This is a genomic window from Mycolicibacterium vaccae NBRC 14118 = CIP 105934, from assembly GCF_001552715.1.
Taxonomy (GTDB): Bacteria; Actinomycetota; Actinomycetes; order Mycobacteriales; family Mycobacteriaceae; genus Mycobacterium; species Mycobacterium vaccae.
On the sequence record NZ_BCRS01000187.1, the window covers coordinates 1 to 10954 of the forward strand.

The window sequence follows — 10954 nt, forward strand, 5'->3', positions numbered from 1 at the left end:
CTGCCGGCGGCGCCCTGGCCTCCGGTGCCGCCTGCGCCGAGCAGGCCGGCATCACCGCCGTCACCGCCCCTGCCGTCGTTGTATCCGAGCAGGCCGGCGCCGCCGGCGCCTCCAATGCCGATGAAACCCGCGTTGCCGCCTGCGCCGCCGAACGCGCCGGCACCGCCGTTGCCCCACAGCAGGCCCCCGTTACCGCCGAGGCAGCCGGCGGTGCAGGACGGGTCCCGTGCCAGTGCGTCCAGGCCGTCACCGATCAACAGTCCGCCCGGCCCGAACAGCCGGATCGCGGCCGGCGCGTCCTCGATCTGCAGCGGTTGCGGTCCGGCGGACCCAGCTCTCCCGAGCAGCGGCGCGCAAGCGGTGCGGTCGCTGACTGTGCATATGACCGATGCGGGAGCGGTGTCGGCTTCGGCGGTGGCCACCCCGATCGTGACCAGGGCGCCGGCGGCCAATGCAGCATTCAGGGCGGCACCACCGGCAAGTCTCTTGGCCAGCAGACGGCGTTGAGCGCGGTTTCTCCGCCGTGGCGTTCCCGGCGCGGCGGCCGCGGTCGGTCGAGCAGTCATATGTGTCCCCCCAGGTAAAGCAATGCCGAATCCCACCTGACTCCGGACCGTAGCAACTTCAGCCTGGATTCTGCATGCCGATTCGCGCACGGTTCTCATTTGCGCCTTTTGGCTTACCGCACAATACTTTTGATCTTGAATCCAGCATCAGAACTTCGCCGGGAAACGTGCTCCTCCGCAAACTATCCACCTCAAACGGCGCATTTCGGTTTAGCTCGAGTTCGCCGCGTGAACGGTGGTCGACGGGGCGTCAACGGGTACGGGCCTCGGTGCTTGTCGGCCGGGTCGCGCGTCAATCGGTGACCCCGCTCCTGCGGGTCTGCCTCACTGATTCGCCGGTCACCGTTAAACTTGCCCCGATGCCCGCCATGCCTGAAGGTTGCCTGACCAGCGACGGTCCGGTATGACCGACCCGACAGGCGGCCCCGTGGACACCGCACCGGCGGTTCCGGACGACGAACCCGTGCCCGGCCTGACCGGCCGCGTCCCCCGCCGGACCCCCGAACCGGCGCCCCGCACATCACACGGACCCGCCAAGGTCATCGCGATGTGCAACCAGAAGGGCGGCGTCGGCAAGACCACCTCGACGATCAACCTCGGCGCCAGCCTGGCCGAGTACGGCCGGCGGGTGCTGCTCGTCGACCTCGACCCGCAGGGCGCGCTGTCGGCCGGGCTGGGCGTGCCGCACTACGAGCTCGAGCACACTGTGCACAACCTGCTGGTCGAGCCGCGGGTGTCGATCGACCAGGTGTTGATCAAGACCCGGGTGCCGGGCCTGGACCTGGTGCCCAGCAATATCGACCTGTCGGCCGCCGAGATCCAGCTGGTCAACGAGGTGGGCCGGGAGCAGACCCTGGCGCGCGCGCTGTACCCGGTGCTCGACCGCTACGACTACGTGCTGATCGACTGCCAGCCGTCACTGGGGCTGCTGACCGTCAACGGGTTGGCGTGCAGCGACGGGGTGATCATCCCGACCGAATGCGAGTTCTTCTCGCTGCGTGGCCTGGCGTTGCTGACCGACACGGTCGAGAAGGTGCATGACCGGCTGAACCCGAAGCTGTCGATCAGCGGCATCCTGATCACGCGCTACGACCCGCGCACGGTGAACTCGCGCGACGTGATGGCCCGCGTCGTGGAGCGCTTCGGCGATCTGGTGTTCGACACCGTCGTCACCCGCACCGTGCGCTTCCCCGAGACCAGCGTCGCGGGCGAACCGATCACCACCTGGGCGCCGAAATCGGCTGGGGCCGAGGCATATCGGGCGCTCGCGCGTGAGGTCATCCACCGGTTCGGCGCGTGAGCGAGACATCTGGACAAGAGTCGGCGCCGGTTGGTTTCCAGGTTCGGCTCAGTAATTTCGAGGGCCCGTTCGATCTGCTGCTGCAGCTGATCTTTGGGCACCGGCTGGACGTCACCGAAGTGGCGTTGCACACGGTCACCGACGAGTTCATCGCCTACACCAAGCAGATCGGGCCGCAGCTCGGGCTCGACGAGACGACGTCGTTTCTGGTGGTCGCGGCGACCTTGCTGGACTTGAAGGCGGCGCGACTGCTGCCGGCCGGTGAGATCCACGACGAGGAAGACCTGGCGCTGCTGGAGGTGCGCGACCTGTTGTTCGCCCGGCTGCTGCAGTACCGGGCGTTCAAGCATGTGGCCCTCATGTTCGCCGAGCTGGAGAACGCGGCGCTGCGCAGCTACCCGCGGGCGGTGTCGCTGGAGGACCGCTACGCCGAGCTGCTGCCCGAGGTGATGCTGGGCGTGGATGCCGCCCGCTTCGCCGAGATCGCGGCCACAGCGTTCACCCCGCGCCCGGTGCCGACCATCGGCACCGACCACCTGCACCAGGTCGCGGTCTCGGTGCCCGAACAGGCCGCCAACCTGATGACACTGCTCGAGCAGCGGGGCATCGGGCACTGGGCGTCGTTCACCGACCTGGTCGCCGACTGCCAGGCCCCGATCGAGATCGTCGGGCGGTTCCTGGCGCTGCTCGAGTTGTACCGGGCCAGGGCGGTAGCATTCGAGCAACCAGAACCGCTTGGTGTGCTCCAGATTTCGTGGACCGGAGAGCGGCCTAACAGCCAACAGTTGGCGACCGCGGACGCGGAATAGAAAAGACTATGACAGAAGACATTTCGACCGGCACCGAGCTTGAGGACGCAGAGCTCGACGAGGTCACCGACGCCGAGCTGGACGACGCCGAACTGGACGACGCCGAGCTCGACGCGGTGCTGGAGGCGTTGCTGCTGGTAGTGGACACCCCGGTGACCGTCGACGCACTCGCCAGCGCCACCGACCAGCAGCCCGCCCGGGTCGCCGAGCGGCTGCAACTCCTCGCGGCCGGGCTGGCTGCCCGCGACAGCGGCATCGACCTGCGCGAGGCCGCGGGCGGCTGGCGGATGTACACCCGCTCCAGGTACGCCCCCTACGTCGAGAAACTGCTGCTCGACGGCGCGCGGTCCAAACTGACCCGCGCCGCGCTGGAGACCCTCGCGGTGGTGGCCTACCGTCAGCCCGTCACCCGGGCCAGAGTCAGCGCGGTCCGCGGCGTCAACGTCGACGCTGTGATGCGCACGCTGATGGCCCGCGGACTGATCACCGAGGCCGGCAACGACCCCGACTCCGGTGCGGTGACCTTCGCCACCACCGAGCTGTTCCTCGAGCGGCTCGGGCTGACGTCACTGACCGACCTGCCCGACATCGCACCCCTACTTCCCGACGTCGACGTGATCGACGACATCAGCGAAAACCTCAGTGAGGAGCCACGTTTCATGAAGCTCAACGGCACAACGGCGCCGCAGGCGCCGGCGGCCATCGACGTGGATCAGGACTGAACCATGACCGAAAACGAAGGAATACGGCTGCAGAAGGTGCTGTCGCAGGCGGGCATCGCCTCACGACGGGTCGCCGAGAAGATGATCCGCGACGGGCGGGTGGAGGTCGACGACCAGATCGTCACCGAACAGGGCACCCGGGTGGATCCCACGGTCTCGGTGATCCGGGTCGACGGCGCCCGCATCGCGGTCGACGACACCCTGGTGCACCTGGCGATCAACAAGCCGCGCGGCATGCACTCCACCATGTCCGATGATCGGGGCCGGCCCTGTGTCGGTGACCTGGTCGAGTACCGCGTGCGCGGCAACAAGAAGCTCTTCCACGTCGGCCGCCTGGACGCCGACACCGAAGGTCTGCTGCTGCTGACCAACGACGGGGAGTTGGCCCACCGGTTGATGCACCCGTCCTACGAGGTGCCCAAGGCCTACGTCGCCACCGTGCTCGGCTCGGTACCCCGGGGGCTGGGCCGCAAGCTGCGCGACGGGATCGAGCTCGAGGACGGGCCGGTGCGCCTCGACGACTTCGCGGTGGTCGACACCCTGCCCGGCCGGACGCTGGTGCGGGTGACCCTGCACGAGGGCCGCAAGCGCATCGTGCGCCGGCTGTTGGCCAAGGTCGGCTTCCCGGTGCAGGAGCTGGTGCGCACCGACATCGGCCCGGTCAGCCTCGGCGATCAGCGCCCGGGCAGTATCCGGGCGTTGAATCAGAAGGAGATCGGCGAGTTGTACAAGGCGGTCGGGTTGTGACACCGTCCCTGGTGATTGCCATCGACGGGCCTGCGGGCACCGGAAAGTCCACTGTGGCAAGGGGTTTGGCGACTGCGTTGCATGCGCGCTACCTGGACACGGGTGCGATGTACCGGATCGTCACCCTGGGCGTGCTGCGTGCCGGGGTCGACCTGGCCGACGCCGCGGCGATCGGCGCGGTCGCGCAGAACATCGAGCTGGCGGTCGGCAGCGACCCTGCCGAGGACCGCTCCTACCTGTCCGGTGAGGACGTTTCGGCCGAGATCCGCGGGGACGCGGTCACCAAAGCCGTCTCGGCGGTCTCGGCGGTGCCCGCGGTGCGGACCCGGCTGGTCGCGCTGCAGCGTGAGTTGGCCTCGGCGCCAGGCAATGTCGTCGTCGAGGGCCGTGACATCGGCACAGTGGTGCTGCCCGATGCGGACGTCAAGATCTTCCTGACCGCATCGGCGGAGGAGCGGGCACGGCGCCGCAACGACCAGAACATCGCCGCGGGACTGCCCGGCGACTATGAGGCGGTGCTCGCCGACGTCAAGCGCCGCGACCACCTGGACTCCACACGCGCGGTGTCGCCGCTGCGTGCCGCGGACGATGCGGTGGTGGTCGACACCAGCACCATGAACCAGGCCGAGGTCGTCACCCACCTGACCGAGCTCGTCGAGCAGAAAGCGAGTGTGACGCGATGAGCGAGGACGGCACCTGGTCGGACGAAAGCGACTGGGAGGTCGGGGCCGAAGAGGTCGCCGACGCGATCGAGGAAGTGTCGGCACCACCTCCGGTGGTGGCGGTGGTCGGGCGACCCAACGTCGGCAAGTCGACTCTGGTCAACCGGATCCTGGGCCGGCGCGAAGCGGTGGTACAGGACGTCCCGGGCGTGACCCGGGACCGGGTGTCCTACGACGCCAGCTGGTCCGGTCAGCGGTTCGTCGTCCAGGACACCGGCGGGTGGGAACCCGACGCGAAGGGGCTGCAGCAGCTCGTGGCCGAGCAGGCGTCGGTGGCGATGCGTACCGCCGACGCGATCATCTTCGTCGTCGATGCGGTGGTGGGTGCCACCGCCGCGGACGAGGCGGCGGCAAAGTTGTTGCAGCGCTCCGGAAAACCGGTGTTCCTGGCCGCGAACAAGGTCGACAGCGAGCGCGGTGAGGCCGACGCGGCCGCACTGTGGTCGCTGGGGCTGGGTCAACCGCATTCGATCAGCGCCATCCACGGCCGCGGTGTGGCCGACCTGCTCGACACCGTCATCGCCGACCTGCCCACGATCTCGGAGGTGGCCGGCGCCGGCGGTGGCGGCCCGCGCCGGGTGGCGCTCATCGGCAAGCCGAACGTCGGGAAATCCTCGCTGCTGAACCGGCTGTCCGGTGACGAGCGGTCGGTGGTGCACGACGTCGCGGGCACCACGGTCGATCCGGTGGACTCGCTGATCGAAATGGACGGCAAGCTCTGGCGTTTCGTCGACACCGCGGGTCTGCGCCGCAAGGTCGGCCAGGCCAGCGGGCACGAGTTCTACGCGTCGGTGCGCACGCACGGGGCCATCGATTCCGCCGAGGTGGCCATCGTGCTCATCGACGCGTCGCAGCCGCTGACCGAACAGGACCAGCGGGTGCTGTCGATGGTCATCGAGGCCGGTCGCGCGCTGGTGCTGGCCTTCAACAAGTGGGACCTGGTCGACGAGGACCGCCGCTACCTGCTCGACCGCGAGATCGATCTTCAGCTGGCGCAACTGCAGTGGGCGCCCCGGGTGAACATCTCGGCCAAGACCGGCCGGGCCGTGCAGAAACTGGTGCCCGCACTGGAGACCTCGCTGCAGTCCTGGGACACCCGGATCTCGACCGGGCGGCTCAACACGTTCTTCAAGGAGATCGTCGCCGCGACGCCGCCTCCGGTGCGCGGCGGGAAGCAGCCGCGGATCCTGTTCGCCACCCAGGCCACCTCGCGTCCGCCCACCTTCGTGTTGTTCACCTCAGGGTTCCTGGAAGCCGGCTACCGGCGCTTCCTGGAGCGCAAGCTGCGCGAGACGTTCGGCTTCGAGGGCAGCCCGATCCGCATCAACGTCCGCGTCCGGGAGAAGCGGGGACCGAAGGCCCGGAGGTGACGCCGCCCGATCGCCGTTAGGCTGAGCCGGGTGTCCGTTCTCGACATGGTCCTCATCGCGCTCGCCGGTGTCGGCGCCGGTGCGATCAACGCGCTCGTCGGCTCCGGCACGCTGATCACCTTCCCGACGCTGGTGGCGCTCGGGTTCCCGCCCGTGACCGCGACGATGTCGAACGCCGTCGGCCTGGTCGCAGGCGGGGTGTCGGGCACCTGGGGATACCGGCGCGAACTGCGCGGGCAGTGGAGCCGGCTGCGCTGGCAGATCCCGGCGTCGTTCATCGGCGCCCTCGGCGGGGCCTGGCTGCTGCTGCATCTGCCCGAGAAGGTGTTCACCCAGGTCGTCCCCGTGTTGCTGGTGCTCGCGCTGGCCCTGGTGGTGATCGGGCCGCGTATCCAGTCGTGGGCCAAGCAGCGGGCCGAGGCCGCGGGGCGCTCGCTCGACCACGTGTCGACGGCGAGGATGGTCGCGCTGGTGGCCGGCACGTTCGCGGTCGGTGTGTACGGCGGATATTTCACGGCGGCGCAGGGGATCCTGTTGATCGCCGTGATGGGTGCGCTGCTGCCCGACGACATGCAGCGGATGAACGCGGTCAAGAATCTGCTGTCGCTGATCGTCAACATCGTGGCCGCGGTGGCCTACACCGTGGTGGCGTTCGACCGGATCAGCTGGGCCGCGGCGGGCCTGATCGCGATCGGATCGCTGCTCGGCGGTTTCGCCGGTGCGCACTACGGCCGCCGACTGTCTCCGGGCGCGCTGCGCGCGGTGATTGTCGTGGTCGGCCTCATCGGGCTGTACCGACTGGTCACCGTGTAGGCTGAACCGGATTTTGGGATCGACTCGATGATGGGAACCTCGATGGCTGTTCGCGTGCTGGTCGCGCTGTCGCCGTCGGAGATTTCTGCGCTGGAGCCCTTCTGGCCGTCGCGTCGGCTGATGGCCTTCGACGAGTGGTGTTGTCCGCGTCCCTGACGCGCCCACCCGTAATCCCTCCGGTCGCCGCGCGGCGACCGCCTCCTGAAGGCAGCCATGCGTTCGCTTCTCATCTTCACCTTCGTCGGAGTCGGCGCCCAGCTCGTGGACGGTGCCCTCGGCATGGCGTTCGGGGTCACCGCGACGACGTTGCTGGTGCTCTCCGGTGTGGGGGCGGCGCAGGCCAGCGCGGCGGTGCACCTCGCCGAGGTCGGCACCACGTTCGCGTCCGGGCTGTCGCACTGGAAGTTCAAGAACATCGACTGGACGCTGGTGGCCAAGCTCGGTGCGCCCGGCGCGGTGGGCGCCTTCCTGGGCGCCACCGTGCTGTCGTCGCTGTCCACCGAGCACGCCGCCCCGCTGATGGCGGCGATCCTGGTGGGCATCGGTGCCTATGTGCTGCTGCGGTTCTCGCTGCGCACGCCGTTGACCTTCGGGACGCGGGGGAGCAGTCACAGCGTCAAGTTCCTGGCCCCGCTCGGCCTGTTCGGCGGTTTCATCGACGCGTCCGGCGGTGGCGGCTGGGGTCCGGTGACGACGAGCACCCTGCTCTCCCAGGGCAAGACCGCACCGCGGACGGTGATCGGTTCGGTCAGCGCGTCGGAGTTCCTGGTGGCGGTGTCGGCGTCGCTGGGCTTCCTGATCGGGTTGCGCCAGGAATTCCTGGAGAACTGGCCGGTGGTGCTGGGTCTGATGGTCGGCGGGGTGGTCGCGGCGCCGTTCGCGGCCTGGCTGGTCAGCCGGATCAGCCCGGCGCTGCTGGGCACCGCCGTGGGCGGGGTCATCGTGCTCACCAACAGCCAGAAGCTGGTGCACTTCTTCGACATTCAGTGGCCGTGGTCCACCGCGATCTACACGCTGATCGTCGTGGCCTGGGCGTCGCTGGTGGTCTACGCGTGGCGGGTGTCGCGGGCTCCGCAGGTGGCTCTGGAGTCCGCTGCGGCGGCGCCGGCCTCAGAACCGGTCGCGCGCTGACTCCTGCTCCAGCACCGCGTCGAGGTCGCTGAGCCGGTCCATCGCGGACACCGCGCGGCGGGTGCGCATGTTCCTGGCCAGGCGGTCGCGGTGGCGGTGGGTGAAGGCCCAGTAGCCGGCGGTGAAAGGGCACGCGTCGTGGCCGAGGCGTTTCTTCGGGTCGTAGGCGCAGTCCCCACAGTGGTCGCTCATCTTGTTGATGTAGGCGCCGCCAGAGGTGTACGGCTTGGTGGCCAGCAGCCCGCCGTCGGCGTGCTGGCTCATGCCGACGACGTTGGTGGGCATCACCCATCCGAACCCGTCGACGTAGGCGGTGGCGAACCAGTCGGTGAGCTCGTCGGGCCGGTAACCGCGTTGCAGCGCATGGCTGCCGAGGACCATCAGGCGTTGGATGTGGTGGGTCCAGCCGCGGTCGTGGACGCCCTTGAGCGCGTCGTGCAGGCACCGTGCGGTGACGGCGTCGGCGTCCAGGTCGGCCCACCAGTCCGGCAGCGGCGTGCGGGCGTCGAGCGCGTTCTTGTCGGTGTAGTCCGGGCCGAAGTGCCAGTAGAGGTGCCACATGTACTCGCGCCAGCCGAGGATCTGGCGGATGAAGCCCTCCGTCGCGGCCAGTGGAGCCTTGCCGTCGCGGTAGGCACGTTCGGCTTTGTCCACAGCTTCGAGGGGGTGCAGCAGGCCGAGGTTGAGCGGGACCGAGAGAAGGGAGTGCGCCATCGCCCAGTCCTGGCTCATGATCGCGTCCTCGTAGCGGCCGAAGTGGGGGAGCCGGTGGTCGATGAAACGGCTGAGCGCCCGTTTGGCCTCGGCGGGAGTGACGGCGAACAGGCGGGGACCGTCCGCGCCGACGGTGTCGAGATTCATTCGGTCGAGATCGTGGCGGACCTGGTCGTCGATGTCGTCCTCGCGGGGTTTGTAGGGGGCGGGGACGTCGAGGGTGGTCTGCTTCTTGGGCGGGGGTTCGCGGTTGTCCTCGTCGTAATTCCACCGGTTGCCGGCAGGTTCGGAGCCGTTCATCAGCACGCCGAAGCGGCGGCGCTGGTCGCGGTAGAAGTCCTCCATCCGGAACCGGGTGCGCTCGCCGGCCCACGTCTGGAAATCCTTGCGGGACAGCGCGAAGGTCGGCGTCGGCAGGATGCCGGCGACCATGCCCTGTTTCTTGAGGCGGTGCACGAAGCGTTCGGCGGCGTGCGAGGTGGGCTGATGAACGAGCACGGGACGCTGGAACTGCTCGAGCGCGTCGGTGTAGGAGTCGGCCTGGATCAGGGTGGCGCGATCGCCGAGCTCGCGGTCGGCGTGGCGCAGGGCCGAGAGCACGAGGTGCAGTTTCCGGCGGTGGTAGCGACGCTTGGCCAGCGCTGATCGGGCCTCGACGAGGACGATCTCGCGGTGGGCGTGCTCGCCGCCGTGCACGGCCGGGCCGAGCTGATCGGCGAACAACCACAGGGGAGTGTCATCGGCGCTCACCCCGCAGGGATGCCCCGGATGCCGACGACCACCGCGGTTGGGATTCCGGTGTCACGCTGATGTAAGCTTTCGACCGCTGCCGGCGATCCCGGCAGCGCCGCGGGCTGTGGCGCAGCTTGGTAGCGCACTTGACTGGGGGTCAAGTGGTCGCAGGTTCAAATCCTGTCAGCCCGACGTAGGTCAGAGGCGGTTTCCGGAGAACGGGAGCCGCCTTTCTCCATTCCGTAGTGCCTTGGCATACCGCCTTCAATGTCCCAACGCGTCGCCGAGGCCCTTTCACCCAAAGCGACGGCGTCGATGCCCCGCACAGATCTCCGGTGATGCGCGCCGGCGGGTCAACGGGCGGGTCTTGGTCCCCGCGCGCAGCGTGTGTTTCGAGGTTCGCGGCGTGCGTGCCTACATAATGGCCGGGTGTCGAAGCGTGCGGAGTACGTGTTCGCGTTGTATGAGGGTTCACTAGCCGATCCCGGCGACCGCAACCCGTACGCGGGTCAGTCGCTGGTTCTCGCGAAGCTGTGGATGCGTGGTTACATGCGGATGCTGCGGGTGCGGATCGAGACAGGGCCGGCGATGCAGCGCTCTCGAGGAGAGGTCGCGTAACCCGCTCTGGCAGCAGTTCATCAGCGGCGCACAAGCGCGAACGAATGCTGAACGTCTACCGCGGGCTGCGCGGCAGGGCATCGGCGACATTTTCGCCGTGGCGCACGAGCTTGGCGGCGCACCATAGAGCCAGCCTGGCTATGGCAGACGTGGTTGAACCGATCCGGCCCGACAAATCGCCATAGGCGGCGCTCAGCCCTGTGCCACATCATCAGCCCTGAAGGACGCCTTCCTGGCCGCCTGAGTGAGCCATGCTGGTCGCTCGATTGGTTGCCGTGATGTCGCGAGACATCGGAATAGCAGCGCACCGACTTCAGGTCCGCGGTTTTCCGCTCGGGGACTATCAGGCCGCCTCATTGTCGGGTGGTGCCGGCCCGCCTGCTTGTCCGTGCTCGTCGGCCGGCGGGGGCTCGTCCGTCTCGGCGTCACTGATCGCAGCGCCGGGCACCACGCTGTGGTTGTCGCGCAACGGCTCTGGCTCCTCGGGTGGACGGAGGAGGCGTTCGGGGCGGTGGTAGTTGTTGACGCGGGCTTGCCCCGTGTCCAGGTCGGGCGGGGGAATCCACTCCACCTCGCATCGCTCGTTCATCCGGGTGCTCCAACCACCCTCGGTGACCGACCGGTTGTCCGGCCCGCAGGCCAGGCCGAGTTCGTCGATGTTGGTGTTGCCGCCGTCGACCCAATCGGCGACCACGTGATGGACCTGGGAT

11 protein-coding genes, 1 tRNA gene and 1 pseudogene are annotated in these 10954 nt (G+C 68.7%); 10 read left to right on the forward strand and 3 right to left on the reverse strand.

Features of this window, described 5'->3' with window-relative positions:
• Nucleotides 1-452: pseudogene (locus tag MVA01S_RS25790) on the reverse strand (hypothetical protein); the annotation flags it as partial.
• Nucleotides 453-969: 517 nt separating this feature from the next.
• Here MVA01S_RS25790 and MVA01S_RS25795 point away from each other — a divergent pair.
• The 8 genes from MVA01S_RS25795 to MVA01S_RS25830 all read left to right on the forward strand — a co-directional run bounded on the left by MVA01S_RS25795 (nucleotide 970) and on the right by MVA01S_RS25830 (nucleotide 8180).
• Nucleotides 970-1866: a ParA family protein gene (locus MVA01S_RS25795; RefSeq protein WP_003932146.1), complete on the forward strand. Its 897-nt coding sequence runs from the start codon at nucleotides 970-972 to the stop codon at nucleotides 1864-1866.
• Nucleotides 1863-2675, forward strand: coding sequence for a segregation/condensation protein A (locus MVA01S_RS25800; RefSeq protein WP_003932147.1), 813 nt, complete (start codon nucleotides 1863-1865; stop codon nucleotides 2673-2675). Before MVA01S_RS25795 ends, MVA01S_RS25800 begins: the two co-directional genes overlap by 4 nt.
• Before the next feature lie 8 nt (nucleotides 2676-2683).
• The gene (gene scpB / locus MVA01S_RS25805) at nucleotides 2684-3397 is read left to right on the forward strand and encodes an SMC-Scp complex subunit ScpB (protein ID WP_003932148.1); all 714 of its coding nucleotides are present in this window, start codon (nucleotides 2684-2686) and stop codon (nucleotides 3395-3397) included.
• Between the two features lie 3 nt (nucleotides 3398-3400).
• Nucleotides 3401-4144 (forward strand): pseudouridine synthase, encoded by a 744-nt coding sequence (locus tag MVA01S_RS25810; RefSeq protein ID WP_003932149.1) that lies wholly within the window; start codon nucleotides 3401-3403, stop codon nucleotides 4142-4144.
• Nucleotides 4141-4827 carry a (d)CMP kinase gene (gene cmk / locus MVA01S_RS25815; protein WP_003932150.1) on the forward strand — a complete coding sequence of 229 codons (687 nt, stop codon included), beginning with the start codon at nucleotides 4141-4143 and terminating at the stop codon, nucleotides 4825-4827. The genes MVA01S_RS25810 and cmk overlap by 4 nt, the downstream gene beginning before the upstream one ends.
• Nucleotides 4824-6236 carry a ribosome biogenesis GTPase Der gene (der, locus tag MVA01S_RS25820; RefSeq protein WP_003932151.1) on the forward strand — a complete coding sequence of 471 codons (1413 nt, stop codon included), beginning with the start codon at nucleotides 4824-4826 and terminating at the stop codon, nucleotides 6234-6236. The genes cmk and der overlap by 4 nt, the downstream gene beginning before the upstream one ends.
• A 30-nt stretch (nucleotides 6237-6266) precedes the next feature.
• Nucleotides 6267-7049: a sulfite exporter TauE/SafE family protein gene (locus MVA01S_RS25825; RefSeq protein ID WP_003932152.1), complete on the forward strand. Its 783-nt coding sequence runs from the start codon at nucleotides 6267-6269 to the stop codon at nucleotides 7047-7049.
• A gap of 213 nt (nucleotides 7050-7262) precedes the next feature.
• Complete coding sequence (locus MVA01S_RS25830; RefSeq protein ID WP_003932153.1) at nucleotides 7263-8180, forward strand: sulfite exporter TauE/SafE family protein; 918 nt, start codon at nucleotides 7263-7265, stop codon at nucleotides 8178-8180.
• On the opposite strand, the gene MVA01S_RS25835 is transcribed toward MVA01S_RS25830, so the two are convergent.
• Nucleotides 8160-9644, reverse strand: coding sequence for a cryptochrome/photolyase family protein (locus MVA01S_RS25835; RefSeq protein ID WP_003932154.1), 1485 nt, complete (start codon nucleotides 9642-9644; stop codon nucleotides 8160-8162). The two genes, MVA01S_RS25830 and MVA01S_RS25835, sit on opposite strands and share 21 nt — an antisense overlap.
• Nucleotides 9645-9744: 100 nt before the next feature.
• Here MVA01S_RS25835 and MVA01S_RS25840 point away from each other — a divergent pair.
• A tRNA-Pro gene (locus tag MVA01S_RS25840) sits at nucleotides 9745-9818 on the forward strand.
• Between the two features lie 237 nt (nucleotides 9819-10055).
• Nucleotides 10056-10244, forward strand: a complete 189-nt coding sequence (locus MVA01S_RS25845; protein WP_003932155.1) for a ribosome modulation factor — start codon at nucleotides 10056-10058, stop codon at nucleotides 10242-10244.
• A gap of 343 nt (nucleotides 10245-10587) precedes the next feature.
• Here the strand turns inward: MVA01S_RS25845 and MVA01S_RS25850 are convergent.
• On the reverse strand, nucleotides 10588-10954 hold a 367-nt coding region (locus MVA01S_RS25850), incomplete at its 5' end, for an HNH endonuclease signature motif containing protein (RefSeq protein ID WP_169801777.1).

Coding starts and splice junctions, on each gene's coding strand:
- MVA01S_RS25795 (WP_003932146.1), top strand. CDS start 970: ATGACCGACCCGACAGGCGGCCCCGTGGACACCGCACCGGCGGTTCCG.
- scpB (WP_003932148.1), top strand. CDS start 2,684: ATGACAGAAGACATTTCGACCGGCACCGAGCTTGAGGACGCAGAGCTC.
- MVA01S_RS25810 (WP_003932149.1), top strand. CDS start 3,401: ATGACCGAAAACGAAGGAATACGGCTGCAGAAGGTGCTGTCGCAGGCG.
- der (WP_003932151.1), top strand. CDS start 4,824: ATGAGCGAGGACGGCACCTGGTCGGACGAAAGCGACTGGGAGGTCGGG.
- MVA01S_RS25830 (WP_003932153.1), top strand. CDS start 7,263: ATGCGTTCGCTTCTCATCTTCACCTTCGTCGGAGTCGGCGCCCAGCTC.